This window comes from Stieleria varia (assembly GCF_038443385.1).
GTDB lineage: Bacteria > Planctomycetota > Planctomycetia > Pirellulales > Pirellulaceae > Stieleria > Stieleria varia.
Genome location: NZ_CP151726.1, coordinates 5,727,804 through 5,753,555 on the forward strand (window position 1 = coordinate 5,727,804; position 25,752 = coordinate 5,753,555).

Below are 25,752 nucleotides of genomic sequence, written 5' to 3' on the forward strand. Positions count from 1 at the left end.
CAAAACGGCTAACCCCAAAATCAAGACCGGACGATGCACTAGTGGTTTGGGACAGCTAGAAGTTAGGGTTTGCCGTAGTGGATCTTGCCAAAGATCCCACCGCTACAGGATCTTTCACAAGATCCACTACCCTAAAGATAAGCTGTCCCAGACCACTAGACGCGGCTGATAGGCGCAGACTGTTTTCTCGCCAACCCCGGCTGGGGACGTGCGGATAGCCACAGTGGCGCAACCCAAATTTTGAACGGTCCGGGTCAAGCCCGGCGGAAGCAAGGATTAAACATTGTGCAACCCGAGAATGCCAGCAAATGAAGCCGGGAATCCTTTACATTTGAATTCGAAAGCCGTGAGTTGCGGTTGACATCGCTTGTGGAGCTTTCCTAGCGTCCATCTCGGACGTGAGTCAAAGGCGGATGGATCCGTCAAATCGCGTTTCGTCCTCCGATTTCCTCGATGAATCTGTCGGCACACGTCGATAATCAGAGAGATCGGCAGAGTCGAAAAACCGCTTATTCATAGTCACGGTTGATTAAAGGCTGCAGGGATGCACACAGAGTTCAAGTCCAAAGAATTCAATGCCGTTGGTTTCAAGACCGGCCATTCTGCCTTGGTCGTTTTCTGTTCGGCCATCGTGTTCTTCGCCGCTGGGTGCAAAAGCTCGATGCCGAAATGGAACATGTTCGGCAAGCGAGGTGAGCCTTCCGCTGAAATCTTGGCGGGTAGCGGACCGACTCAAACCTATCCATCGCTGCCCAGTGAGACGGCATCTCCAGAAGCCATCGTTTCGACGGCAGGTGGAGTGGTGCCGAACGTTCAAGACTCGATGAAAGATTCCACCGGGATCGCGATCGCCAGCAACGATTCGCCGTCGGTCAATGCGACTCCGGTCGGATACAACATGTCGGCCGCTCAAGCCAACGGATACGCAGCCGGTCAGCAAAGCGGCTCCAGCAGCGTGCCGAGCATCCCATCGGGATATCAGTTTGGTGCCAATCCGACCAACTCGGGATCATCGACTCGATCGTCAATGCCCAATGCCGTGGCAACGACCGTTCCATCAACACAGCCTGGATACGCGATGCCGTCTTCGTACAGCATGCCATCCAACGTGGGCGCACCATCCGGCTACAGCATCCCTGGCAATGCGGACGCATCCGCAACAGCGGCTTCGTCAATTCAACCGTCTGCATCGTCTAGCAATGGTGGATTCACCATGCCGTCGGATCTTGGTGACGCGTTGAACAGTGCGTCAAGCGGTGCCGCGGTAGCGAGCAGTCAAGTCTTTACCCCCAAGGCCTCCGATTCGGGCACCACCGCAGCGGCGACGTCACCGACGTACTCGACCGCCAGCGCCGTGCAGCCGTCGATTCCGGCCTCCAACACACAGCCCTCTGCTGCTCCGGCGAGCGGCGGATACAGTCCCGGCAGCACGTCAGGGGCTAGCGGATATCCTCGAACCAGTGGCTACACCACGCCGAGCACAAGCGGGTCGTATTACCGATAAATCGAAAACGTTATACAGCACCGGGCTGGGCTGGCCCTTACTGGATTGGCCAGACTGGAGTGGTTCAGTCGACGTTTTGCGAAGAAGGTCTTTTGACCGCAAGTCGCTTGGATGCGGATGATGGCAGGGTTCTGGACCGCGGGTCTGGTGCACTAGCCTCGGGAGCCAAGCGATGTCTGAAATCTTGTGTCTTGCTGCGGTCCTCATGTCCTCGGTCGCTCCGGCCGTTAACGAATCTGGGCGTCGAACTCGACAAGACGTTGACTTGATCGAGCTGAATCATTTCTTGGACGATCAAGGTCGCGAAGTCTTTCAGCAGTTGATCTTCTACGAATGGTCTCGTCACGACCGCGAGTTCCACGTTCGGGCTTGGCGGTTGATCAAGCAGCCTGGGCAGATGCCCCGTCGTCAGTGGAAACCCGACGGCTATCTTTGTTCGTGGCGTGACAACGCGCTGACGCGAGAAGTCTGGTCGCCTTCGCTACGTGAGACTTGGACACAAAAAGATCCCGAGCGGGTGAACCGCCAGATCCTGCCAGAAAACCTTCGACGCCCTCTGTGGCCCAAGGACTAACGCTGGGCTGTTCAAAGTTTGGTGTTGACATTGTTTTTTCCGTCCATGTTGTTTGTCCCATGCATCGCAATCAGAGTGAGCCTCAGGCGCTAGCCGTGGGCCGACACCACAATCCGCCTCAGGCCCACGGCTAGCGTCTGAGGCTCACTGGGGGCCACCAGCTGCGCCGGGAGAGGTGACAGAAACTTGCGGAGCGAAATAGTGCCACAACCCCAAATTTGAACACCTCAGGACTAGCCAGGGCAGCGTCGAGCAATCCTCGACTCTGGCTCTTGCAATGTTGCACTCAAGAGTTAGGGTACTCGCCAGCTGGAGGGATTCTCCCGACCGGCGCTGAACCTATCGCCGGAACATCGCGTCTGACTGGGTTCCAGACCAGACCAGAGATACGTTCCCGCACCCCATTGTTGAGGAAAATGAGATGAAAACCGTCGGCTTTGTCGGCTGGCGCGGCATGGTTGGCTCCGTGCTGATGCAGCGAATGCAGGACGAAAACGATTTCAGCGGCATCGAGCCGGTGTTCTTTTCGACATCACAAGTCGGTCTACCCGGCCCGAACATCGGCGTCGATGTCCCAAGCCTGGGCGACGCCAACGACGTGGCGGAATTGGCCAAGCTGGATGTGATCGTGACCTGCCAGGGCGGCGACTACACTTCGGCGATTCACCCCCAACTGCGCGCCGCCGGTTGGCAAGGACACTGGATCGACGCCGCATCGACCCTGCGGATGCGCGACGATGCCGTCATCGTATTGGACCCGGTCAATCGAGCGGTCATCGACGCCGCCATCAGTGCCGGACGCAAGGATTTCATCGGGGGCAACTGCACGGTCAGTTTGATGCTGATGGCGTTGGGCGGATTGTTCAATGAAAATCTCGTCCAGTGGGCCACCGCGATGACCTATCAAGCCGCCTCGGGTGCGGGTGCCAAGAATATGCGTGAGTTGATCTCGCAAATGGGCACGATCCATCACGACGTCCAGTCGCAACTGGACGACCCCGCCAGCGCGATCCTGGAAATCGATCAAGCTGTGGCAAACAGCATGCGTGGTGACTCCTTGCCGAAAGAACAATTCGGACACGCGCTCGCCGGCAGTCTGCTGCCGTGGATCGACAAGCAGCTCGACAACGGACAGAGCCGCGAGGAATGGAAGGGCCAAGCTGAAACAAATAAGATTCTTGGCCGTCAAGATAATCCGATCCCATTGGACGGTACCTGCGTTCGGATCGGCGCGATGCGATGTCACTCGCAAGCGTTGACAATCAAATTGACGAAGGACGTGCCGATGGACGAGATCCACGACATCATCGCTTCGTCCAACCCATGGGCCAAAGTCATCCCCAACGAACGCGACGTGACCCTGGCGGAGCTGACTCCGACAGCCGTTACTGGTACGCTTGACACTCCTGTCGGTCGATTACGAAAGATGAATCTAGGTCCAGAATTCCTCAACGCTTTCACCGTCGGCGATCAATTGCTCTGGGGCGCCGCCGAACCGTTGCGACGAATGCTGAACATCCTGATCGGCAAACTGTAGAACGTCGACTGTCGTTCGTCTTTCCAAGTCGACAAAGTCCGGAAAGACGGACCATTTAGTGGCACGCCTAGTAGTGGGATTCGCCAGAATTCCCTTCGCACGGGATTTCTGGGGAACGTGAAATGTATTGCCGACGTCTTTGATTACCCAGCTGTAAGGGTACTGATTCGTGAGAGCGAAATTGGATCCCGCAAGGGATCGCAGAAGGTAGCCACGGGTCGCCGAAGGCGCACCCGTGGTGTGCGACTCACAGGTGCGAATGACCTTGTGGTGCCAACCGCTCGAACTTGCTGTCCACTCGTTTCCATAGTCCGGTGCGACCGACCATGGTTCCGATTCGAGTCAATGGAACTCCGAGATCTATCGCCGCGATTTTGCTCGCGTCGGCTTCGCTCACCGACACGATCAATTCAAAATCTTCGCCATCGGACCAAGCGTGTTCGAATGGCGTGCGTCCCGACTGTTGAGCAAGTCGCAATGCGTCCTGGTGAATCGGAATCGCATCGATATCCAATTCGATCCCCACGCCACTGGCGGCACACAAACGATCCAAATCGAGCGACAGTCCGTCACTGATGTCGATTGCGGCATGGACATCGGCTAGCTCTCGCAAACGACGAGAAAGCTCAAGTCGTGGAGTGGGACGCAGGTGACGGCCCAGGATACTGCCGCCGACGTGTCCCGAAACCAGCACCGCATCGCCGACTTGAGCGCCACTGCGTTTCCAGGCCGGTCCATCGGGTAGCGAGCCGATCAAAGTGATACTGATCGCCAAAGGAGATTCGGTGTTGTGCCGAGACTCGTCCGAATCACCAGTGTTGGCGACATCTCGTCCGCGATAGGTGGACAGATCTCCGCCCGCGATGGCGATTTGAAATTCGGATGCGGCCTGCAAGATCCCTTCATAGACCTCGCCCGCTATTTTCGTCGCATTCTTTTTCGGCAGAGCCAAGGTCACCAACGCACTTTCTGCTTGGCCTCCCATGGCGGCGATGTCACTGAGGTTGATCGCCATCGCTTTGTAGCCCACATCGACGAGGTCATGTTGTGCGGAAAGGAAATCCACTCCATCGATGACTTGATCTGTACACACGATCCTGGGATGTGGCGAGGCGGCAAGCACGGCGGCATCGTCCCCGATCCCCAGTTCTACTTGGGGCAGCGATCGGCAACGACCACGCAGATAGGCGAGAAAAGACTGTTCCACAGCGGGGGCACTCAAAAAGACAACGAATCGAACGGTTTCAGCGGTCGCTGTTCTACGCTGAGAGCCCTGCGATGACAACGATGCTGGCGACAACTCGAGAGTGCAATCCGCTACAATCAAGGCTACTGCATCGTCCGGTCTTGATTTTGGGGTTAGCCGTTTTGGCGTTAGCCACGGTTGTGGCACGAAAACCGTGGCTAACGCCAAAACGGCTCATCTACCGAACCCACGTTCTAAGACTGGACGATGCACTACGTTTCATTCCCCGAATCGCCGCCACGCACGCGAGGTTGTCATGAGCATCGCCACTCCCCCGGTCAAATCAGAAGTCAAAATCGAGCAAACGGAATGCTTTATCGATGGCCGGTGGCAGCCTGCCGCCAGCGGCAAAACGTTTGCGACGGTCAATCCGGCCACCGAAGAAGAAATCACGCAGATCGCCGAGGGCGATGCCGCCGACGTGGATGCGGCCGCCAAAGCGGCTCGTGCGGCATTTGACTCCGGTCCCTGGCGGAGCATGGACGCCCGCGACCGCGGACGGTTGCTTTACAAGCTCGCCGACGCGATGGAAAACGAGATCGATTATTTGGCGGCTTTGGAAACGCTGGACAACGGCAAACCGTTCGGGGACAGCCGCAACGTCGACTTGCCGTTGGCGATCGATTGCTTGAGGTACTACGCCGGATACGCCGACAAGTTGCACGGCAGCACGATCCCGATCCGAGGAAATTATCTTTGCTACACCCGCCGTGAACCGGTCGGCGTGGCAGGTCAAATCATCCCGTGGAATTTCCCCGTTCTGATGGCGGCATGGAAATGGGGGCCCGCGCTCGCCGCGGGCTGCACCGTCGTGATGAAACCGGCCGAGCAAACGCCGCTGACCTGTCTGCGAATGGCTTACTTGGCTCAACAAGTCGGCATTCCCGACGGCGTGATCAATGTCGTGCCCGGTTTCGGCCCCACCGCCGGCGCGGCCTGCGTCAAGCATCCGCTGATCGACAAGATCGCTTTCACAGGCGAGCACCGAACCGCACAGATCATCACTCGTGATTCCGCGGACACGTTGAAACGACTGACGTTCGAGCTGGGTGGCAAGAGCCCCAACGTGATCTTTGCCGATGCGGACATGGACGCGGCCGCGCAAGGAGCCTACGTCGGGCTGTTTCTCAATCAAGGTCAGTGCTGTTGTGCGGGGAGTCGCGTGTTTGTCGAAAAGAGCAAGCACGACGAGTTCATCGACAAATTGCACGCATTGACGCAGAAGCGAAAGGTCGGCGATCCGTTCGACAGTCAAACCGAGCAAGGACCGCAGGTGGACAAGGCACAGTTTGACAAAATCATGTCGTACATCGAAAAGGGCAAGAACGAGGGTGCTCAGTGCATCACCGGTGGCAACCGTGTCGGCGACAAGGGTTTCTTCATCGAACCGACCGTGTTCGACCAAGTCAGCGATGACATGGCAATCGCCACGGATGAGATCTTTGGCCCCGTGCTCAGCGTCCTGACGTTTGAGGACAAAGAAGACATGATTCGGCGTGCGAACAACACGTTCTACGGGCTGGCCGCCGCGGTTTGGACACGCGATTTGACGACCGCACACGATTTCGCTGCTCGCGTGCGTGCGGGAACCGTCTGGGTCAACTGCTACGATGTGTTCGACGCTGCAGCTCCCTTTGGCGGTTTCAAAATGAGCGGTTACGGGCGAGAATTGGGCGAGGAAGGCCTGAAGCCTTACACCGAGAGCAAGACCGTTACCGTGGCTCTCTGAGAGGTTGTGTTTTTTGTCGTTTCTCGTAGCCGAGCCTCTCCGAGGCTCGGAGTTTCACGTCTCGGAGAGACGTGACTACGTGAAAACTCTACAACCTCTGAAAGTCATTCAGTTGGCCGATCGCCCCGTCACCACCGTGCCCCTACTCCATGAACGATTTTGCCCAACGCGCCGTCGAGTCGCAGTTTCAAGCACTGACGGCGTTGCCCTGGCTGTTGCTGGTGGTCCTGATTTCGCCGTTGGTCGTCGCCGCATTTGTCCTCAAGATCTACCCGACTCGGGTGTGGATCATCCTGATGTCGTTGGCCACCTTCGGCAGCGTTCTCTGCGTGTTCTGGCCGGGGCTTGTGACAGTCGTCGCGATCTTTGATGCGTTGGTGCTGATCGTTGCCGTTGTCGATTTTCTGTGTCTGTACCCGGTCACCAATCACGGGATTGACGTTCAACGCAATATCGCACGTACCTGTTCGCTCGGCGTGCCGGTGGACAGCTTTGTGCAAATCGAGAACCGCACGCCGTTGACGCTTCACGGCAGTGTTGCCGATGACGTTCCGGATCACTTTGCCTCATCGCCACCGACGCACGAGCTGAAATTGCCGACCATGGGCAATGTGATCATGAAACGCAGGTTGCTGCCGCAACGCCGCGGTGCGTTCTCGTTGCAGCATGTCTATCTGCGTTTCAAAAGCCCCTTGAAAATGTGGGAGCGGCATCGCAAGATCGCGTTGCAAAGCGAGTTGAATGTTTATCCCGACATGAAGCAGTTGACCGACTACGCGCTGCTGGCTCGAACCAATCGCCTCAGCCTGATCGGTGTTCGCAAGACGCGACGTATCGGTCAAGACAGCGACTTTGAAAGGCTGCGAGACTACACCCGCGACGACAACTATCGTCATATCGATTGGCGCAGCACGGCTCGGCGATCCAAGCTAACGGTGCGTCAGTTCCAGAGCGACCAAAGCCAACGCGTTATTTTCTTGCTCGATTGCGGTCGGATGATGACGAACGAGCGAGACGGCTACTCGCTGTTGGATCACGCTCTCAATTCCGCGTTGATGATGGCGTATGTCGCACTCAGTCAGGGCGACGCCGTTGGGATGCTGTGCTTTTCCGATTCGGTACACTCGTACATTCCGCCTCGCAGCGGCAAGAGCCAAATGAACCGATTGATCCATGCAGGGTTTGATCAGTTTCCTCGCATGGTGGAGTCGCGATACGATCAAGCGTTTCTGTACTTGTCCAATCACTGCAAACGCCGATCCCTCGTCGTTTTGGCGACCAATGTGGTCGACGAAGTCAACGCGGGGGCGGTGGTCGACTATCTGAGCAACATCAGCGGCCAACACCTACCGCTGGGAGTCATCCTCCGAGACCGGCAAATGTTTGACGCCGCAGACTCGCCCGATGGAGATGAAATCAACATGTACCGCGCCGCCGCAGCCTCCAATATCTTGCTCTGGCGGGATCAAGTCCTCCGGGACCTGCATCACCGAGGCGTGCTGTTGGTGGACGCCTTTCCGGATGAACTGACCGCACCACTGGTCAATCAGTACCTCAACGTCAAAGCGAAGCATTTGTTGTAGAGTGCTAGGTTCAAATGAGCTAGTCAGGTCACTTGGCAGGACCGCGGACTTCTTAAACAAAGAACTTGAACATCGGCTGCCTCCTCACTCCGCGATGTCAAATCCGTAATGGTTCGCCGCAAGTCACTCATTCTCGGCGTCCAATATTGGAGCGTTGCTTTCATCCGGATCTTGTGTCCCCGAGGGTGGCACAGTACCTGACAACTTCCGTGCAGCCATACGTCCTTCGTTGGTCAATTCAAACACCCCAGCCTTCAAGCCCTCGCCCGATATGTAACCGCGTTGCTCCAGGGACTTGATGGCTGAAAGCCAAGCTTGGGTCGTTTCGGAACTTTGGTTTGGAACAACGTCGACGCCATCAATGTAGACCTCCAGGATCCCATCGAATCGAGTCCAGTAGAACATTGAGTCTTGTCGCGCGACGGAGACCAGGATCTGCGTTTCTTCGGTTGTGAGCGGGGCTGATGATGGCGAAGAAATACATCCACTCGCAACCAAAGTGCCAATCAATATCACAAAGCAAACAGCGTCTTGCATGGCGTTAGGCGTGTCCTGTCGGCGATCGTCCAAGGTAACCCGGCGGCGGCCAAGCGACATCGATTTCCAAACCCGCGTCATCCGCCGATCGGGTTGACCGTTTTGTTATGTGCCGTCGATGTCAAATGCACGCAGCCCCATCGTTCGGACCAGCGCGTCCTCGGTCTGAAACAGCGTGTAGTGATTGATATTGTATTCGTCCAGCTGCTTTAGTGCAGCGACGCGATCTACACGTGGAATTGTCAGTTTGATCAGGACGTCTTGTTTCACGATAGCGCCGGGCGTGACATCGTGGTGCGAGCAAAACGTGTGCTTCTTGGCTTGAGTGTCCCAGTGTGTTGCGGTTGTGTACCAAGCCTTTTGCGCAAAGTGTCGAGTATGCGTTGTCACGTACGGGCCATGGGTGCGAATCATGTTACTGTTGCCTCTGCCTGCTTTGTGCCCTTCGGGAGTTTCGATGAATGCGAAAACGGCAGCACGATCGGCGTTGTTTGCGGTTTCAAGAGCAAAGTATGCGGCAACATACGGAGAAGTTGTCCAGTCGAGCAACGGAGAAGGAAATCCGTGATGCCGCAGGTAGACGAGGTAGTCGTAATGCGGTACGTGGACGCGCATGAAGTCTTGATAGTCCTCGATTTCTGTTTTGATTTCTGGGTACGACTTCAGATTCCACTGGCGTCCGGTTACAGATTCGATTTCGTTTACGCATGAATTCTCGCGCTGTAGATAGTATTGGACGGTGATTGGAGAATCCGCAGCGCGTTCAAGTGTGGTCTGCAGTCGCCACCCGCTGTCAGCTTGCCCTCGAAAAAGGATTTGATTATCGAGCGTCACAGCGTCCTTTTCTGGGACATCGATCGTACGCGTTCCGAATTCGGCTCGAATGCCGGAAACGGCATCCGGAAACTCGGTCCATGAGTTAAGGTCAACAGTACGCATAGTTCAGGCACATAACGCTACGGATCACGCGGTCGCCGCACGCGATCCTCCACTTCAAAAACCACGACTCGGCGACTCGTCGTGCAGTACGCCCAACATGGGCGTGATCTTGTGGGGTGAAAGTTCCCTGGACTTTGTTCCGGTCACTTCCAGTAGAAGACAGGATACCAAATGTAGATCCCAACGAAGGAAGTACGAGGCCCTGTCTCGAAGATGCCAGGCAACTGCGCACAAGGTGGCAAACCGTGGGGAGGAAGCTTGCGAATGTGAGCGTCAAGCTGGATAGCCGCCACACGACAAAGAACGAACCACCGATGAACTCTGATGCTTCCTCGCTCTCCATCCGGGCTTGGCCCGGTGGATGCAAGGACGATCACTGGCCATCTCAAGTCGCGTTGGTCCCTTTGCCACTGGCACGAGGCCAGTGGGGAGATCTACGTGGGCTACGAGTTTCGTGGCTTTGGCGGCCCCATTCGCGTGAGCAAGAAGAAACTCTTGGCATTCAAGAAACGCGTCTGCCAGATCTTTCGTAGAAATCGCGGCGTATCGATGAAACCGGGCTGCGGAAAACAATGTCGTTGGGCGTGTCCTATCGTGTCGCTCGTGGCTTTGCGATGAGCGGCAAGGGGCCGCGTTGTTTGGCAGTCAGAGCGTATTTCCGCGCTCGTCTGGTGTCCAGCGAGCTTTATCCAACGAGTACCTAGCCCTCGAGGGCTTGTTTATTCTCGAAGAGTGCTGACAATCGGGTAGCGCAAGCGAATAGAAATACAGTTCAACCAAGTTCTGTGTCGCATTTGCGGCGGTTTGAATTGCATCTCGAAGTGGGTGGGCGTCGATATCGTGAGATCGCAACCAATCATCAACATCTTGCCCTGAAGACTTGCGTTCGCGTAACTCATCCATGTCGACCGGGTACGAATGCAACCAATAGACGAGGCTTGCGATTCCGACCCGCTCAACGAGATCCGCGTTGGAGAACGCGTCAACTAGCCATGCAACTACATCGTCTGCGCCAAAAGAGTACAAGCACGGCGTCAAGAAATCACGATTCTCGCTTGGATCTGGCATCTCGACGGCTGCCTGGAGCATTGGTTCCATCAGTTCACGATCGAACGTCCGGATGCGGACGAGTACATTCGCAACAAACAGCTGCGGAAGCCATCGGTCATCTTTTCGTCGCAAGATCGCAGCGAATTCGGCGGTGAGCGATTAGTCGAGCGTGGGATGAGCGTTGCAGAACTCGTCAACGAGTTCAAAGACGCGGCATTGATTCCGATCTGGTTCGGACCAAGCATCTGAGTATTCGGCGAGAGTGCTCGACAGAGTCATCAATAGAATGAGTTTCTCCCTCTCCGATAACGAATTGCGATCTATGCAGGCACAGGACGTGCATGCATAGATCGGGCGTTGAACTTTGTCGGAGGCTGGCAGTCCCGTAGGACTTGGATCGGAGCGTCCAATCCGCCTCAGAAAGATTCTATCTCGAACGACACTCCCGGTGTCAAACCGAAGAGGTACATCTGGATCGCTTTTGCCGGTTCCGGCCCCGTTTCCTTTGCGACTTCTACCTGCGTTTCCAGGTACCAGTCGTAATAATCCGAACCGTAGTGTGCCGTCCAGAACTCGCGGTGCGACTCCCGCTGGCGCTCCGCGTACCACTCCGGACACGTCTCACTCTCTCGCCAGAACAACTCCTTCCACGTCGGCTTGGGCGTTTCACACACCAAACTTAGCTCGATGCTCCCGCAGTGCGCACACTCGGGCAACGATGGAGGCTCCCACTGCGAGTCCATCGAATCGACCGCTTCGGTCCGCGTTTCCGAGACCTCCGGCTCTGTCCCCAGCAACTCCTGACAACGAGCCATGTAGCCTGCCAGTCGATTGTTGCTCCAACCGCCGAAGTACCGAGACTTGGTCAACTGGTCCGGTTGGATATGCAGGCACCAGCGGCGTGTGAACTCGAGCACTGATAGCTTGATCGGGACTTGTTCCCGCTCACCGCCCACACGTTTTCCTTCACGGGCCATGAAGACCACCTCGTCGCTGTCCGCAGCGGTGATGCGGTGGTTGCTGATCGGCCCGCCGGTCAGATAGCGTGTCAAGTAGTTGACCACTTCGCCGCCACCACTGGTCTCCTTGGGCGGCGGTTGGATGTAGGCAACCCATTGAGTCGACTCCAGGTTCTTGACGAACACCTCCCAATTCTCATCGCTTTGCAGGTACTCGAACTTCCCGCCCAGCTTCAGTTTGCCGTCGCGTCGCAAGCGACGAAGTTTCGCGATCGCCCGCTTACGGAAGTCTTCCTTCAACTTCTCGGAGTCGACCAGATAGTAACCATCCGAATTGCGAACCCCCGGCGGCGTCTTGGCTTCTTTCCAGTCATCGCCACTCAAGCTCGGCCCGGCACCGGGCACCAGCATGTGAACATGCCAGTGTGCCTCCAGCTTTTGGTTCCAGGTGTGCAATACGCTGATCGCTGCCGGGTCGTAGTCCTGCTCGGACTTGATGTTCTTGGAAAGGCTCTTCCAACCCGTGCTGACCAACAAGTCCGCCAGCTCGTTTCGGTTGGCCAACGCCAACTCAGAGAGGTCACTCGGCAGAGTGAAGACGTTCTTTGGCTTCTTGTTTTCCTCCGGCGGTGTGTACGTCGGCAGTTGCTTCACCGGCAGCCAAACAAAACAAAGAACAGAAAAACGGAGCCCCCCAGACAAATTGCCTGGGAGCTCCAGAAGAAGCGTCTTTGACGCACCCTCGATCCGGCTAGCCCTTGGATGGTTGTGTCCCGGCAGAGCCATCTTCCGTTTCACCAAACGTCGACAACCTCGCAGGAACAAACACTTTGAACACCCGAGTCATGCCTAAAAAATCCCGGGGTTTCAGGGGCTGCCTCTGACCACGCTGTATCCACCAGCCAACTTCCACCAGAAAGTTGTCTCACTGCCGCTGACACATTCCGCCGAACGTCACAAGACAAGGAACGAATCGCCGATAAACTCTGATGCATTGTAGCTCTCCATCCGGGCTTGACCCGGTGGAAGCAAGACTGATGTGCTACAAAGACGCGGTCAACTCTCTTGGCTCCCTTCCGGCCTCGTGCCGGTGGAAGCAAGGAAGATCACTGACCATCTCAAGTCGCGTTGGTCCCTTTGCCACTGGCACGAGGCCAGTGGGGAGATGGGTTGCTTTTAGCCTGCGGTGTCGTAGCCAGTCAGTCGGATTCACCACCGGCACGAGGCCGGTTGGAGTCTGGTCAAATGGAGCGACAGGTAGCAGCTATGCCGGCGACTTCGTGATCTTCACGGAAGCGATTTAAACCCCCCAGCCCCTTTTTACCAGCCCGAAAACTGCTGACTGCTCCAAATGCGGCAGAATTGGAACTCGCCAGGAATATGAGTGAAACTCATCGTAGATCGACAACGGGTTCGAACGAAATGTTTCGTTGTAGAGCGACGGAAGTTGCTTTTGACTGGCCTCATGACCATGTAGCGCGATTCCGATTTGACGCAGATTGTTCGCGCAAGTCGTAAGACGCGTCGACTCTCGGGCTCGTTGAACTGCGACCGACAGGAGAGCAAGTAAGACTCCGACGATCGAAAGCGACACGATAAGCTCAATCAACGAAAAGCCATCACGGTGACGTGCCATCTCGGTATCCTCATCGGGCGAACGCCACGCGTAACCGGGCACGCGTGAAAGATTCTCAACTTCAAAAACGCCCAATCGCGTGCTCCGGTTCACGCGATGATTACCCGCCGTCTTGGATTGTGTTTGGAGGCGATTCAAGGAGGGTTGAAGGTGATTGGTACGGGTTCCCAGTCTCTTCCGAACGAATAGCCGAATCACGTTGAGCGAATGGCGTATAGCCAGTTAGTGTATCACGAGGAACCAAAACGAGCACACCGAGGGCGAGTAACAGTACGGACAGTGCAACGAATTGCGGCATTGCGATCGGCAGGCCAAGTAGTGCAGCACCAATCCAAAGAATCATCGCGATTACGATTGCCAGTCCGTAGACAAGGCGTACTATCCAACGATTGCGAACAAACAGTCCAATGCCAAGCAGAGGCATCAGCGTCAGTTGGGACGCATAGTACGCGAGCGATTCTGTTTGGTCGTCTACCAAGTCGCGGTACGTCGCGACCGCTGTTAGCAGTAACAGAGCGCCACCAACAATGCGAAGATAGATGATCCAAGGCTTCAACGTAAGTCTCAAGACACGTTTGGGATTTCTGTCGGGTAACGTCTGCCGTCACCGGGCGGCGACGAATGAGTTTCCATTTCAAAACCGCCTGACTTCGCCGCTTCGGTTCACGGCTTTGTTCGGCGACGATTACTGTGCGACGTCGACTCGCCAGATCATCTCATCCGCCTCTTCGGCTCCAAACGTTTGGACGAGTGTGTCGTGCAGTGAGTCGCGAGCAGCGGCGTCCTGGAGCGTGCCCGTTAAATATACCTGAGCCGCAGACGAATAATCTGCTTCGACGCCATCGAAATCAGTTGACTGCAAGATCGTCGCAAGCCTGTCGAACTTGCGTTCCGTCCATGCTTGATAGAGTTGTTGCTGGCCGATGATGCCGCCCACGATAAATGTTGCCACGCTGATGATCAATACCGACATCGTGGTGACAATACCCCAAAGCACGTGAACCGACCAGATTCGCGATCGCAATTCCTTTGTTGGTGCGTCGCTGTTAATGGCAGGGCGTGCGGAGCGAACATCGCGCCATGCGAGTAGTGCAAGGACGACGATCGAAATCGCGATGCCAGAGGCGACACCTTGTGAGGCGCCCAAGCCGATGCCAACTTGGAGTGGATGGAATTCAGGCGAGTGGCCGCCGCGGAAAACGGACCGGTAGTACTCAGGCGCGACAGCGCCGATTGTTGCACCGATCGCGGAGCCGACACACGCAAAGACGACACTCCATAGCAGAACGGTTGTCAATGCGGTTCTGGTGGTCATGATTTCAGTCGCCGAACGTCAAAGGTCACCGGGCGGGCGCGAGTGACCTTACCATTTGAAAACGCCCGGATCGCCCGCTCCGGTGCACCGGTACGCCCGACATGGGCGTGAACTTGTGGGGTGCCGCTTCCTTCGGGAAGCCAGTCCCCTGTACGAACTCGGAACTTGAAACGAAGGACAGTATACCAAATGTAATCTTTCAAGATGAAGTACTAGGCGCTGTCTCCAAGATGCCCGGCAACTGCGCACAAGGCGACAAACCGTGGGGAGGAAGCCTGCGATGCTCGATCGGCGTAGCAACCGGCAGCATTCCGCCAAAACTGCGGGGTAACGAATAGAAACGCGATAGAGGCTCTGGGAGTCATTGGGGTGAGCGGCCCGAGGACTGCAAAACCCGTTTCCGACAACCTCCTGAGTAGATCGCGTACTCGCGCAGCGAAAGTTCACGTCCCCGTATTCGGGGAGATCTCAGACGCGTACCCGCGAGTAGGGCTTGCCCAAAAGGCGGGACGACCAGGGTGACCTGACTCGTGCTCTGAGAAGTCAGCAGAGGTCATTGTACCGATCTGCCGCAATCCAGCGGCAACGGAAAGGACCGAACGTTTCTTGACAAGGAAGAACCATCGATGAATTCGAACCGACCCAAACACACAGAACCTCATTCCGGCAACCAGCAAGGAGCGGAAGACATGAAAGGCCCGTGCTCTTGGGAGTCCCTCACCGGTCACTCGGACTCGGCGTCCATCGAGAAGCCATCCTTGAACGCTGTTCCACAGAACCTCATGGAACAAATTGTCGACACCGACAACCTCGAATGTGCCTGGGCACGAGTCCGATCCAACCGCGGAGCCCCTGGCCCCGATGGCATCACGATCGACGAATTCCCAAACCACTTTCCGGAACTCTGGCCGGTGCTTCGACAACAACTGTTGGAAGGAACTTACAAGCCGGGCCCCGTCCGGCGTAAGTCGATTCCCAAACCGGACGGCGGCGAGCGACACCTCGGAATCCCAAACGTAGTGGATCGCCTCGTTCAACAAGCCATCCTGTTAGTCCTAACCCCGATCTTTGATCCGGAGTTTTCCGAATCAAGTTTCGGATTTCGGCCTCACCGCTCCGCTCACGAAGCGATCCATCTCGTTCAAACGCACATTCAAGCCGGCTACCGCTGGTGCGTCGACATGGACCTGTCGAAATTTTTCGACCGCGTGCAGCACGATGTATTGATGCACCGTGTGTCTCGCAAGGTCCGCGACAAGCGACTGCTGCGTCTGATCGGGAACTATTTACGAGCGGGTGTGATGGTCGATACCGATTGGCAACCTTCGACCGAAGGAACGATGCAAGGCGGGCCACTTTCACCGTTGCTTGCGAACATCCTGCTGGATGATTTCGACAAAGAAATGGAGAAACGCGGTCACCGCTTCGTGCGCTATGCGGATGACTTCTTGGTGTTCTCCAAGACTGAGCAGTCAGCCACACGTGTCTTTCGATCGGTAGAACGCTACCTGACATCCAAGCTAAAACTCGTGGTCAACCACGACAAGAGCCGTATCTGTCCGACGGAGGTGGTCGATTTTCTCGGCTACACCTTCCGCGGCTTCGGTGGACGGCTGGGTGTCAGCCCGAAGAATCTGAAGAAGTTCAAGGCGCGAGTGCGAGAAATCACCCGTCGTAACGGTGGTCGATCGATTCAATCGCGTTTCCTGGAGCTTCGACGCTACTTCCAAGGCTGGGTAGGTTACTTTCACTACGGACTGGGTAAGAAGCAAGTGCAGAGTTTGGACAAGTGGACCCGTCGGCGCATTCGCGCCTGCTACTGGAAACAGTGGTACCGAGTCCGCACCCGAATTCGGATGTTGCTGAAGCTCGGCGTCCGTCGTGACGAAGCCATTTCCCATGGTAGCAGTGGCCGCGGACCTTGGGTGATGTCATCGAGTGCTGCGATGCATGTCGCGATCTCGATCGACTATCTCAATAAGAACGGACTAGCGAACCTTGAGGCGATTTGGAGCAAGTTTGCTTCCAAGAAATGAACCGCCGTATGCGGACCCGCATGTACGGTGGTGTGAGAGGGGTCCCGGGCAACCGGGCCCCTATCTCGATCATGGTTCTGTGGCTTTTGAAGCGTCGAATGATCGTCCCTCAGCGTGACGTGTGAACCAGCACGGATTGTAACAGATCGTGTGGAAACGAGTCATTCTCCGCAAGTCGGAGGGATGCGGCAGCGTCACCCGAGCAAGAATACCGCTCGCCAACACGAAGCCAACCGAAATCATCATCCGTTATTGAGCATGAGTCAATTATTGCGTCGGCGGCGAAATACGGTATCGAATTGTGCTGAAGTGCCGATCGCAGAAGTGGGACCACCTCGTTGCGGTCAGCGTTGGTGATTGGTGAAAACAAGGAAAGGAGCAGCAGGGCGTTTCCGAAGTCCAATTGCGAGTTAGAGCCTGCAGTTCGCGCGATGTTCCAAGCCTCAGGCCAGCGAAACACGTGAGGATGACCGTGGCAATTGTCTTCCCAGCCCAGTTGTGTTGTCGTAGTGGTTGGGACAATTTCAGAGACGTACAGCGTCGCGCCACCGTCCAAGTTAATGAAGAGACTCGGGGCTGGCGACAAGTTCAGTTCGATGATGTCAGATGGTGTGTCATGGTCATCGGGTAGATTGGCGAAACGGTCGTCAACGAAAAAGTAGCGACACCAAAACAACGGCGAAGTGAATGTTGTTCGCCATGCCGGTGTGTCAAATCTCATGCTCTTGTCACAGAACTTGTAATTAAGGGGAGTCAGGACTTGGCGGTTGGTTATTTGACGCCTTATGGGCGGTTGCCCCTCGCGTTATCCCGGTCTTATTGGCAGTTGACTGATTTTGGCCAAGCTTTACAGCAATTTGCCAATAAGAACGCCCCGCATTATGGGCAGTTGTCGCTTTGAATGCAATTCCGGGTGGGGCTGGCACCGCTTAGCAGGGACTGCATCTTAACAGCACGGACATTTTGTGCATTTGGATTTCCGATTTGAGGGGTCATGCAATGACAAGATCTGAGAGCAGGCGTGAGAGTGGGTACGGTGGGGTTCATGATAGCGTTGTCGCTTCGGGAAAGCCGGATTGGCCAGCGATCTGGTATGCGAAGTTGCGACGGCATGGCCATTTGGAAACGCCTGAAAGTGGCAGAGGCGCTGCTGGAGTTTCGAAGGCGAAAACGATGGGAAGAGTGCCCGCGTTTGGCAGAGGTGTGTGAGACGCTCGCAATGCTAAACGTGCCCAACAAAAGAGAGGGCCGAGAATGCTGGAAGGCAATCTCAGGGCGCCCGAATCGGACCTGGCGGAACGTGGACACATTGCCCCCAGAGAACCATCGAACGAGTTTAGCAGTCTCTGTCGCTGCTTCCGCAGCTTGATGGGATGATTGCCGGTCGAACGTGGGGCTGACGCCCCACGCTTTATGCTGTCGCTGGCTCCGCAGCTGAGGGCGGCCGCACCTAGAGGAAGTTTTCGTTTTCCATGGGCAGCATCCATTGACACGTTTGATCAACGCAGCAAAGCACTGTTACCCAGGGCGACGCGGCGATCTGACCTGGGCTATTTTGTCATGTCCCTTCGGGACGGAATCGATTAGGTCCCTCTGAAACGAAAATAGCACCTGCCGTCCCATGAGACGTTGCTACGTGATTTGGTATATTGGGGTTTGTGCCCCCTCATCCCCAGCCCTTCTCCCCCAGATCCTGACTCGCTGGAAGCTCGCCAGGATCCGGGGGAGAAGGGAGCCGTGGTGGGGAGATCGGTGCGTTATCGGCATTCGCGAAATCCACGTGACCGCAGGATGCATCGTCACCATTTGCACAAGGACATCAGCACCACGATGATCTACCTGCACTGCTTGAATGACCCAGAAAAGAAAGTGGTCAGTTCGCTGGATCAAGTGTCTGTCGCTGCTTCCGCAGCTTGATGGGATGATTGCCGGTCGGACGTGGGGCTGACGCCCCACGCTTTACGCCGTCGCTGCCTCCGCAGCTGGAAGCGGTCACACGCAGAGCAAGTTTTCATGTTCCATGGGCTACTTTCATCGGCACGTTTGACCAACACTGCAAAGTGCTGTGTCCCTCGGATCGCCATGTCCCTCGGATCGCCAGTAGCCGAAGACGCAGGAGACGCTACCAACCGGATTGGAACGCTGCGTTGAACGCCGTAGCCGCCTGCGTCTGTCGGCTGCGCGTCAAACATTGGGGACGCCTGCGTCTATCGGCTACGGGTCAAATGGGGTTGTGAGTAAGTCAGTGCCCCAAGTAGGCGTCGATCTGTTCCGCCTTGCGCAACAGATAGGGGATGTGCTGTTCGGTGGTCTTGATCAACCGGGACAACTGCCGCATCTGCTCAGAAAAGTCTGCCGCGAATTTTCGCTGTTGTTCGTCTCTCCAAGTTTGCTCCAGTTGATTTATCTGAGTTCCCAAGGCGGTGCTACGCTCCTTGAGGTCTTCCACAAAGCGGTGTAAGTGACTGGCGAATTGACGCAACTGCTCGGGATTGGCAATGGCTTGATTCATAACTGTTTCCTGCTTGCTGGGCGTGATTCTTGGACATGGGACGATCGCCCGACAACCAACCGCTGGTACATGAGCGAGTGAGGCAAACGGGCACGCATGGTACGACGTTCAGCCATCTGATTTTTTCGAATCGTTTTCGGCTTTCGCCAATTGTTGCTGATACTGCTTGAGTGTCAGATCCAGTCCCAAACGTTTAGCGGTTTCGCACAACAGTTTGGCACCGATCAATCGAATCCTTGCCGGGCTGGGCACACTGCGTCGCATCGTTGCGGCGCGTAGCTCCGACATGGCTTGCAAGTCCTTGCCGGTCGCCAGCAAGCATCGGCCTCGCAACAAGTGGGCGGTGGGAGAAAGCTCATCGTTGTCGAGCACTTCGCCCGCGCGTTCAAACGCGTCTTCAAAGATTCCGGCGTCGTACAGCGCTTCGGCCAATGCGATGTGCAAATGGACCAATGATGGGTCTCGCTGCAATCTTGCTCGACAAACGTCGATTCGTCGACACGCCCAGTCGCTGCGACTGCGATCCAACTCACGTTCGGCATCGGCGCTCTTGAGTCGACTCACCAGATCGGAGACTTCACGCAATTGCTGCAACGATCTGGCCAAAATGGCTTCTTCCAACTCCCATTTGACGGTCTCGTTGTCGGGGAAAATCTGGGCCGCTTGTGTCAGCAGGCGTTTGGCCTCCAGTGGACGCTGCTCGCTTCGGTAGATTCCGGCGAGCTCCAAGAAGGCTTTCACGTCGGTGGGGCTGGATTTCAGGTGTTGCTCCAACTCCTGACGCCGCTGCAACGTCACCTTGGGGCGGTCGACTTCCGCATTTCGGTCGTCGTCATTCGTCGGTTTTTTCCGCAGCAACTCGTCGGGGCTGACCGGACGCCAACGACCACCATCGACGGGGCTGAGGGACTCGTTGCCTTTGGGATGCGATCCACCGGAATCCGCTGAAGCCACTAGGCTGTCCTGTGATCGGCTAGCCTGTGATGGGCTAGCCTGCGATGGACGTTGGGCATCATTGGCGTCGGATGAGTGCATGGTGCTGGCTGAGCGGAGGAGTCGGTGGCCAGGATTTCCGTCCACGAGAGATATATCTTCGCCGAAGCTGTCCTGGAATGCAAACTCAGTGGTTCTCGGTCCACAAATCGAGTCACGCCACCGAGCGATACAGTTGCCTTGTCCGATCGGCGTCCAGTGGAATCGGGTTGAACGTTCCGGTCCATTGCTTGAGTGCTTCCTCGACAAAAACGTCGATTCCGCTACTGGGAATGGAAAGCTCTCCCAAGGACGTCGCCATCCCGGCTTCTTTGAGCCATTGGACGATCAACTCGGCGAGTCGATCGGGGGCGTCGTTTTCGGTGACGGTTGGGTCAATTTCTCGCATCAATTCGGCGTACCAATCGGCGTGCCGCGTGCCGTTCATACGGATGACCGATGGCAGCATCAGCCCGACGGCCTGACCGTGTACGATATCATGCTTGGCCGTCAGCGGGTTGGCCGTTGCGTGGGCAGCGCCCAGCATCGAAGTTTCGATTGCCATTCCGGCGAAACAAGCTCCCAACTGCATCGACGCCCGGGCTTCCACATCCTCTGGATGAGTCAGCACGCGAGAAAAGCTGCTGGCTAGCAGCCCAAAGGCTCGCCGACTGTAGGTCGTTGACATCGGGTTGCGACGGCTGGTGACGTAGGTTTCCACCGCGTGCGAGATCGCATCGATGCCGGTCAAGGCCGTCACACGTTGCGGCAACGTCAACGTCAACGTCGGATCCAGGACTGCGATTCGGCACGCGGCCTTGGGGTCCCCGCAAGCCATCTTGGTGTGGGTCACGGCGTCGCTGATCAACGCAAAGGACTGTGCTTCGCTACCAGTGCCCGAGGTCGTGGGCACCGCGATCATCGGCAACATCTCCGCCGTTGCTTTGCCCACCCCGTGATAGTCGTGAATCGTGCCGCCGCCGGAGTAGACGAAGTTGATGCCTTTGCAACAATCCATGCTGCTGCCACCGCCGAGGCCGATCAGCAGGTCTGGCTTTACCTCAGCCGCTTTGGCAACCCCGGCGTCCACCATTGCGGACGTCGGATTCTCGCCAAACTCATGGAAAGACTCGACATTCAACCCGGCAGCTCGCAGCGAATCCACTGCTGAGGAAAAGTGCCCCGCATCGACCAACCCGGCGTCCGTCACCACCAACACACACTTTGGTTTGAACTCCGCAGCAAGCTCTCCCAGTCGAGAGGAAACTCCAGACCCAAAGACAAACCGTGTTCGATTGAGTGTGTCGAATGACTGCATGGTGGGGCCAGATGCCTGGTGGTGGTTTTTTTTGTGCTACTCTACACAGGGTGTTTTGAGCAGCACCGTCAGGGTGGGAGTCGCCTGTGGCTGGGATGTCAGTGGCTGAAATGCCAGTTGCTGGAATTCCAGCTGCGAGCACGTTCACTGTAGTCACCCAGACAGGGTCTCGGCAATCAGACACACCTCGGTTAGGTCCGAAGCCCCGAAGAGCAACGCTGTGAAGCAAACTCGGCAAAGAGCCGGGCAACACTAGATCTGGAAATTGCCTTGATCTGCCCCGCTGGTCTCACTAGCGCCTCGCACTCTCAGTTGAGGCTTTTCCAAGACAACGGTCGTCCTCGGCGAAACGCTCTTGGTGATCCAGACGCTCGACCCGATCACCGAATCCTTGCCGATGACCGTATTGCCGCCCAAGATCGTCGCGTTCGCGTAGACCACCACTCCGTCCTCGATCGTCGGATGTCGCTTGGTGCCACGAATCAATTGGCCGTCGTCATCAGTTTTAAAGCTCAACGCGCCCAACGTCACGCCCTGGTACAGCTTGACATGCTCGCCGATCTCGCAAGTCTCTCCGATCACCACACCCGTGCCGTGGTCAATGAAGAAATAGTCGCCCACGGTCGCCCCAGGGTGAATATCGATCCCAGTCATCTGGTGCGCCCACTCGGTCATCATTCGCGGGATGAACGGGACGCTCAATTCCACCAAAGTATGCGCGATGCGATACACCGTGATGGCGGCAAACCCCGGATAGCAAAAGACGACTTCGTCGGTCGTTTGACAAGCCGGGTCGCCGTCATAAGCCGCCTGTGCATCGGTCGCGAGCACGCGGCGCAACTCAGGGATGCGGTGCAACAATTGCAACGCCATCGCTTGTCCTTTGGCTTCGTAGTCCGTCTCGGTTTCACAATCGTCGTGATTGCCCTTGATACGATCCTCGTGCCGCAAAGCACGCCCGATCTGCACGGTCAGTTGATCATGCAAAGAATCGACGGTCGAACCGACGTGATATCGGATGTTGCCGCTGTGCAATCCGACCTTGCGACGGTATCCCGGATACAAGATGTCTTTGAGCGACAACACGATCTCAACGACCGCTTCGTAGCTCGGCAACGGACAATGTCCCAAATGGTTGATCACATCGTCCGGCGTATAGGTCGCCACGATCTCTTCGGTCAGCGCCGGCAACTGTTCTTTCAAGCGAACGTCAGAAGCCACGTCGATCCCTTTATGGAATGATGGCAGGGAGGAGATCAAAGCGACTCCTCTCGATAAAACAACTCGTTCATGACACAAAAGACTCGCGAAGCGTTCGCATCGCGAGTCTTTATTCGCAGGCATTCACTCGTGCTGATTCTGTCGTGCTGAGAAATGCATGGGTGAGCCGTGGGCCGTAAGGCACATGGCAGTAGGCCCGGCCGCTGACCCGTCACGGCTCACAAATCAACTGTCACATTGACCACCGTGGCAAACACACCTTAGCCGAAATCAGCGGCCAATCGTCGGTGGATTATCGACGAAGAAGTCGCGAGGACCACGAACGGTATAGTACGGATAGGCGACTTGGCCGGTCGGGGGACCCGCCTGAAACGGAACACTGTTCATGCTTGATTGAGCTTGATGCCCACACATGCCTGGGTTCAAGTGTGAGCTGTAGTCAAGTCCGCCCTGTTGCCAGCCCATCGGTCCCGGCACACAACCGGTGCGACATCCGCCGTTACAACCACAGGCGTTGCCTCGCAGCTTGCCAAGCAAACCACCGCCGGCACCGCCACACGAACCGCTGTTGCAGTCCCCGCCGCACGATCCTGAGCCGCATGAACCGGTTTGACAACCGCCGGTTGAACATGCAGGAGTGCCACAACTGGAGCAGCCGCCCCGTGTGTTGTGACGCAAACATCCGGTGCTGCACAGCAACAGGCCGGCCAACGATCCAATCCATAGCCAACGATTCATCGCCGAAATCCTTCTGGGCGAGTTGTTTCAAAAACACGCAGGCCGATCAAGTGACGACGCCACGAGTAGGAGTTGCCCAGCCGCACAGCCCAATACGATGTGCGACGACAATCCGCAACGAGTAAGCGGTTGGCTTGATCACAAGCCGGTCAACGGGAACGCTCACTGCATCTAGTTTTCGGCCCCCTGATCGCTCGCATGCACACAATCACTTCAACCTGACCACTCCCGCCAAAATCCTGAACGAACAAACAACGCAAATTACCAGGCTTATTGCTAGCAGCCGAGTTTTGCGGCTTTGGTTAGCCCTGGGACGAGCTGTTTGTGTGAATCTCAAAGCTGGGTTGCTTCCCAAAGAAGGAAATTGATAACGATCAGTTCAGCTCACGACTCTTTCTTTTGGATGAACCATGCGCACCCCAATCCACTGCGTTCTTGCAGCCACCGCTCTGGTATGTTTTTTATTGCTAGCCCCCCAGTCAGCCCACGCGCAACTGATTCCGCCACCCGTTCAGTCCACTCAGAGTCAGCAAGATGCGAATTTGGAGGAGTTTCTCACCAAGCGACTGCGCGCCGTCAATGACGACCAACGCACCTACGTGCGAACGGTGATCGCTTTGATCAACGATAAGAAACTGGATTTAAAGCTCGTGTTGTCGATCGAACGCTACGCACAACGCAAGAGTTCGCTGTTCCCCTTGCCGTTTTTTGAGCGAGCCTTAAAAGTCGAAGCAGGCAAACGCGGCGTCTCCGTGCCCACGATCCGAGAAATGGTGGCAACAAGGTCCCCGCTCGGCCCCCCACCACGCTCCCCCTACGACACAAGAATCACACGGTAAAGACATCTCATTCACGTAGCCGAGCCTCTTGGGGAACGTGAAAAAAATTGTTGCTGCCTATGACCGTGAAGCGGTCTCAGACGGTAGCCGGCGATAGAGCGCAGCGATCATCGCCGGTTCATTCGGTGTTATGAAAACCGACCCCGGAGGCGGTCGTAGTCCCGATTCCGAGAAGTCTGCGACACCCTTCGGGGTCGATTCAACATGGTCGCTTACCACGGGTGCGCCTTCGGCGACCCGTGGCTACCTTCTGCGATCCCTCGCGGGATCCGATTTCGCTTTCCCGACTTAATCCCCATACAGATGGGTAATCAAAGACGGCAGCAATAAACTTCACGTCCCGAGAGACGCGGCTACGTGAACGCAGTACTCAGGCCGGTCGAGCTACGGTCGGAAGACCAGTTGCAGAAATTTCGGCAAGTAATCGTCTCGCCAAACGTCCCAGTTGTGCGCGCCTTCCGTCTCGACGAACTCGTGCTCCATCTCACGCTTCGTCAATTCGGCGTCGAACGAACGATTCCGCTCGATCAAGAAATCATCTTTGCCGCACGCGATCCACAACATCGGTGGATTCTCTGATTTCGCCAGCGCTGCCAACACCGCATCACGCTCTTCGCCCTCGGGCGCCGCGGCGCTGAACGCTCCTACAGCTCCGAAAAGGTCACTGTGTTTCAGACCGATTCGCAAGGAGTGTCCGCCACCCATCGACAGCCCGGTGATTCCACGGCCAGCTGCATCGGTTCGAACCCGATACTGCTGCTGGATCATCGGTATCACGACTTGCGTAACATCCGCTTCCATTGCCTCGTTGTTGTGCAACCAATAATCCTCGGGGCGATTTCCTGAGGGTACCGGAACAGGATGCCCGTACGGCATCACGATCAGCATCGGCGTGATCTTGCCGGTGGCGATCAAATTGTCCGCTGTCAGATTCGCTCGGCCGACTTCCGTCCATGCCGTCTGGTCATCGCCAAACCCGTGCAGCAAGTACAACACGGGATAGTTTTTGTCAGGATGATCGTGGTATCCCGGCGGTGTGTAGACGATCAATCCCCGGTCAGAGTTGGTAACGGAGGAATGATAGAGATGGTGATGCACCGTGCCGTGAGCGACGGCCTGCAATTGCGTGACCAACGGCGGATCTCCGGGGACTTCGAACAAACTGTTGATCGAAAACCATTTCTTGACCCAACGATTGTGCGGGTCCACTTGGCGGGTGCCGTCAACGACAAAACTGTACTCGTAGATCCCCGGCGGTAACACTTGCGTGGTCACCTCCCAGATTCCGTTTTCCGAGCGGACCAAGTCCAGCTTGCCACCGTCGGTACGTTCGATGTTGACTTGGACGGATTTCGCCGAGTTACTCACGAATCGAAATGTTGCCGTTCCATCGTCATTGATGTTCGGCGACCGCACCTGCTGTGCAATCGAGGTTCCTGAGGCAAGGCAGACGAACGAGATGACCAGCAACAGCCGGTGAATGAATGTCATGATGTTTTGCGATGGG

The 25,752-nt window shown here is 56.3% G+C and carries 22 protein-coding genes; 9 read left to right on the plus strand and 13 right to left on the minus strand.

All coding sequences use genetic code 11. The features are described from left to right. The first annotated feature begins 544 nt into the window (after positions 1–544). The 3 genes from Pla52nx_RS19330 to asd all read left to right on the plus strand — a co-directional run bounded on the left by Pla52nx_RS19330 (position 545) and on the right by asd (position 3,615). Positions 545–1,504, plus strand: a complete 960-nt coding sequence (locus Pla52nx_RS19330) for a hypothetical protein (protein ID WP_146519856.1) — start codon at positions 545–547, stop codon at positions 1,502–1,504. A 172-nt stretch (positions 1,505–1,676) separates the two neighbouring features. Then, positions 1,677–2,078 carry a hypothetical protein gene (locus Pla52nx_RS19335; RefSeq protein ID WP_231741938.1) on the plus strand — a complete coding sequence of 134 codons (402 nt, stop codon included), beginning with the start codon at positions 1,677–1,679 and terminating at the stop codon, positions 2,076–2,078. A 421-nt stretch (positions 2,079–2,499) separates the two neighbouring features. After that, on the plus strand, positions 2,500–3,615 hold the full coding sequence (gene asd, locus Pla52nx_RS19340; RefSeq protein ID WP_146519855.1) for an aspartate-semialdehyde dehydrogenase: 1,116 nt from the start codon (positions 2,500–2,502) through the stop codon (positions 3,613–3,615). A gap of 247 nt (positions 3,616–3,862) precedes the next feature. On the opposite strand, the gene thiL is transcribed toward asd, so the two are convergent. Further along, positions 3,863–4,822 (minus strand): thiamine-phosphate kinase, encoded by a 960-nt coding sequence (gene thiL, locus Pla52nx_RS19345; RefSeq protein WP_146519854.1) that lies wholly within the window; start codon positions 4,820–4,822, stop codon positions 3,863–3,865. Positions 4,823–5,117: 295 nt separating this feature from the next. Between thiL and Pla52nx_RS19350 the strand changes: the two genes are divergently transcribed. Both Pla52nx_RS19350 and Pla52nx_RS19355 read left to right on the plus strand, forming a co-directional pair. Further along, positions 5,118–6,590: an aldehyde dehydrogenase family protein gene (locus Pla52nx_RS19350; protein WP_146519853.1), complete on the plus strand. Its 1,473-nt coding sequence runs from the start codon at positions 5,118–5,120 to the stop codon at positions 6,588–6,590. Between the two features lie 149 nt (positions 6,591–6,739). Then, positions 6,740–8,173 carry a DUF58 domain-containing protein gene (locus tag Pla52nx_RS19355; RefSeq protein ID WP_146519852.1) on the plus strand — a complete coding sequence of 478 codons (1,434 nt, stop codon included), beginning with the start codon at positions 6,740–6,742 and terminating at the stop codon, positions 8,171–8,173. A gap of 123 nt (positions 8,174–8,296) precedes the next feature. On the opposite strand, the gene Pla52nx_RS19360 is transcribed toward Pla52nx_RS19355, so the two are convergent. Both Pla52nx_RS19360 and Pla52nx_RS19365 read right to left on the minus strand, forming a co-directional pair. After that, on the minus strand, positions 8,297–8,578 hold the full coding sequence (locus Pla52nx_RS19360; protein WP_146519851.1) for a hypothetical protein: 282 nt from the start codon (positions 8,576–8,578) through the stop codon (positions 8,297–8,299). A 237-nt stretch (positions 8,579–8,815) separates the two neighbouring features. After that, on the minus strand, positions 8,816–9,649 hold the full coding sequence (locus tag Pla52nx_RS19365) for an FRG domain-containing protein (RefSeq protein WP_146519850.1): 834 nt from the start codon (positions 9,647–9,649) through the stop codon (positions 8,816–8,818). Positions 9,650–9,973: 324 nt separating this feature from the next. Here Pla52nx_RS19365 and Pla52nx_RS19370 point away from each other — a divergent pair, with 324 nt between their 5' ends. Beyond that, positions 9,974–10,267, plus strand: a complete 294-nt coding sequence (locus Pla52nx_RS19370; protein WP_342190200.1) for a hypothetical protein — start codon at positions 9,974–9,976, stop codon at positions 10,265–10,267. Between the two features lie 848 nt (positions 10,268–11,115). On the opposite strand, the gene Pla52nx_RS19375 is transcribed toward Pla52nx_RS19370, so the two are convergent. The 3 genes from Pla52nx_RS19375 to Pla52nx_RS19380 form a co-directional block, all read right to left on the minus strand. Continuing rightward, a complete protein-coding gene (locus Pla52nx_RS19375; protein ID WP_342190201.1) occupies positions 11,116–12,312 on the minus strand; it encodes an IS91 family transposase in 1,197 nt (398 codons plus the stop codon). Between the two features lie 646 nt (positions 12,313–12,958). After that, positions 12,959–13,294 carry a DUF1559 domain-containing protein gene (locus tag Pla52nx_RS32975; RefSeq protein WP_390620380.1) on the minus strand — a complete coding sequence of 112 codons (336 nt, stop codon included), beginning with the start codon at positions 13,292–13,294 and terminating at the stop codon, positions 12,959–12,961. 685 nt (positions 13,295–13,979) lie between these two features. Next, entirely contained in the window at positions 13,980–14,609 is a 630-nt protein-coding gene (locus tag Pla52nx_RS19380) for a hypothetical protein (protein ID WP_146519846.1), read from the minus strand. Positions 14,610–15,235: 626 nt separating this feature from the next. Here Pla52nx_RS19380 and ltrA point away from each other — a divergent pair. Next, complete coding sequence (gene ltrA / locus Pla52nx_RS19385; protein WP_342190202.1) at positions 15,236–16,645, plus strand: group II intron reverse transcriptase/maturase; 1,410 nt, start codon at positions 15,236–15,238, stop codon at positions 16,643–16,645. Positions 16,646–16,754: 109 nt separating this feature from the next. Here ltrA and Pla52nx_RS19390 read toward each other — a convergent pair whose 3' ends face one another. Further along, the gene (locus Pla52nx_RS19390) at positions 16,755–17,366 is read right to left on the minus strand and encodes a hypothetical protein (RefSeq protein ID WP_146520664.1); all 612 of its coding nucleotides are present in this window, start codon (positions 17,364–17,366) and stop codon (positions 16,755–16,757) included. A gap of 1,070 nt (positions 17,367–18,436) precedes the next feature. On the opposite strand from Pla52nx_RS19390, the gene Pla52nx_RS19395 reads away from it, so the two are divergent. Beyond that, on the plus strand, positions 18,437–18,562 hold the full coding sequence (locus Pla52nx_RS19395; RefSeq protein ID WP_261344249.1) for a hypothetical protein: 126 nt from the start codon (positions 18,437–18,439) through the stop codon (positions 18,560–18,562). A gap of 325 nt (positions 18,563–18,887) precedes the next feature. Here Pla52nx_RS19395 and Pla52nx_RS19400 read toward each other — a convergent pair whose 3' ends face one another. The 5 genes from Pla52nx_RS19400 to Pla52nx_RS19420 form a co-directional block, all read right to left on the minus strand. Continuing rightward, positions 18,888–19,157 carry a WXG100 family type VII secretion target gene (locus tag Pla52nx_RS19400; protein WP_146520663.1) on the minus strand — a complete coding sequence of 90 codons (270 nt, stop codon included), beginning with the start codon at positions 19,155–19,157 and terminating at the stop codon, positions 18,888–18,890. 108 nt (positions 19,158–19,265) lie between these two features. Beyond that, positions 19,266–20,192 (minus strand): tetratricopeptide repeat protein, encoded by a 927-nt coding sequence (locus Pla52nx_RS19405; protein WP_342190203.1) that lies wholly within the window; start codon positions 20,190–20,192, stop codon positions 19,266–19,268. A 112-nt stretch (positions 20,193–20,304) separates the two neighbouring features. Further along, positions 20,305–21,447, minus strand: coding sequence for an iron-containing alcohol dehydrogenase (locus tag Pla52nx_RS19410; RefSeq protein WP_146520662.1), 1,143 nt, complete (start codon positions 21,445–21,447; stop codon positions 20,305–20,307). Between the two features lie 252 nt (positions 21,448–21,699). Continuing rightward, positions 21,700–22,668: a serine O-acetyltransferase EpsC gene (gene epsC, locus Pla52nx_RS19415; RefSeq protein WP_146520661.1), complete on the minus strand. Its 969-nt coding sequence runs from the start codon at positions 22,666–22,668 to the stop codon at positions 21,700–21,702. Positions 22,669–22,938: 270 nt separating this feature from the next. Beyond that, positions 22,939–23,406 carry a hypothetical protein gene (locus Pla52nx_RS19420; RefSeq protein WP_146520660.1) on the minus strand — a complete coding sequence of 156 codons (468 nt, stop codon included), beginning with the start codon at positions 23,404–23,406 and terminating at the stop codon, positions 22,939–22,941. A 410-nt stretch (positions 23,407–23,816) separates the two neighbouring features. Between Pla52nx_RS19420 and Pla52nx_RS19425 the strand changes: the two genes are divergently transcribed. Next, positions 23,817–24,245 (plus strand): hypothetical protein, encoded by a 429-nt coding sequence (locus Pla52nx_RS19425; protein WP_146520659.1) that lies wholly within the window; start codon positions 23,817–23,819, stop codon positions 24,243–24,245. Between the two features lie 384 nt (positions 24,246–24,629). Here Pla52nx_RS19425 and Pla52nx_RS19430 read toward each other — a convergent pair whose 3' ends face one another. After that, positions 24,630–25,736 carry an esterase gene (locus Pla52nx_RS19430; protein WP_146520658.1) on the minus strand — a complete coding sequence of 369 codons (1,107 nt, stop codon included), beginning with the start codon at positions 25,734–25,736 and terminating at the stop codon, positions 24,630–24,632. Positions 25,737–25,752: the final 16 nt, after the last annotated feature.

Excerpts from the sequence above, each read along its gene's own strand:
- Pla52nx_RS19330 (WP_146519856.1), top strand. The coding sequence starts at position 545 with ATGCACACAGAGTTCAAGTCCAAAGAATTCAATGCCGTTGGTTTCAAG.
- Pla52nx_RS19335 (WP_231741938.1), top strand. The coding sequence starts at position 1,677 with ATGTCTGAAATCTTGTGTCTTGCTGCGGTCCTCATGTCCTCGGTCGCT.
- asd (WP_146519855.1), top strand. The coding sequence starts at position 2,500 with ATGAAAACCGTCGGCTTTGTCGGCTGGCGCGGCATGGTTGGCTCCGTG.
- Pla52nx_RS19350 (WP_146519853.1), top strand. The coding sequence starts at position 5,118 with ATGAGCATCGCCACTCCCCCGGTCAAATCAGAAGTCAAAATCGAGCAA.
- Pla52nx_RS19355 (WP_146519852.1), top strand. The coding sequence starts at position 6,740 with ATGAACGATTTTGCCCAACGCGCCGTCGAGTCGCAGTTTCAAGCACTG.
- Pla52nx_RS19360 (WP_146519851.1), bottom strand. The coding sequence starts at position 8,578 with ATGTTCTACTGGACTCGATTCGATGGGATCCTGGAGGTCTACATTGAT.
- Pla52nx_RS19365 (WP_146519850.1), bottom strand. The coding sequence starts at position 9,649 with ATGCGTACTGTTGACCTTAACTCATGGACCGAGTTTCCGGATGCCGTT.
- Pla52nx_RS19370 (WP_342190200.1), top strand. The coding sequence starts at position 9,974 with ATGCTTCCTCGCTCTCCATCCGGGCTTGGCCCGGTGGATGCAAGGACG.
- Pla52nx_RS32975 (WP_390620380.1), bottom strand. The coding sequence starts at position 13,294 with ATGGCACGTCACCGTGATGGCTTTTCGTTGATTGAGCTTATCGTGTCG.
- Pla52nx_RS19380 (WP_146519846.1), bottom strand. The coding sequence starts at position 14,609 with ATGACCACCAGAACCGCATTGACAACCGTTCTGCTATGGAGTGTCGTC.
- ltrA (WP_342190202.1), top strand. The coding sequence starts at position 15,236 with ATGAATTCGAACCGACCCAAACACACAGAACCTCATTCCGGCAACCAG.
- Pla52nx_RS19390 (WP_146520664.1), bottom strand. The coding sequence starts at position 17,366 with ATGAGATTTGACACACCGGCATGGCGAACAACATTCACTTCGCCGTTG.
- Pla52nx_RS19395 (WP_261344249.1), top strand. The coding sequence starts at position 18,437 with ATGCATCGTCACCATTTGCACAAGGACATCAGCACCACGATGATCTAC.
- Pla52nx_RS19400 (WP_146520663.1), bottom strand. The coding sequence starts at position 19,157 with ATGAATCAAGCCATTGCCAATCCCGAGCAGTTGCGTCAATTCGCCAGT.
- Pla52nx_RS19405 (WP_342190203.1), bottom strand. The coding sequence starts at position 20,192 with ATGCACTCATCCGACGCCAATGATGCCCAACGTCCATCGCAGGCTAGC.
- Pla52nx_RS19410 (WP_146520662.1), bottom strand. The coding sequence starts at position 21,447 with ATGCAGTCATTCGACACACTCAATCGAACACGGTTTGTCTTTGGGTCT.
- Pla52nx_RS19420 (WP_146520660.1), bottom strand. The coding sequence starts at position 23,406 with ATGAATCGTTGGCTATGGATTGGATCGTTGGCCGGCCTGTTGCTGTGC.
- Pla52nx_RS19425 (WP_146520659.1), top strand. The coding sequence starts at position 23,817 with ATGCGCACCCCAATCCACTGCGTTCTTGCAGCCACCGCTCTGGTATGT.
- Pla52nx_RS19430 (WP_146520658.1), bottom strand. The coding sequence starts at position 25,736 with ATGACATTCATTCACCGGCTGTTGCTGGTCATCTCGTTCGTCTGCCTT.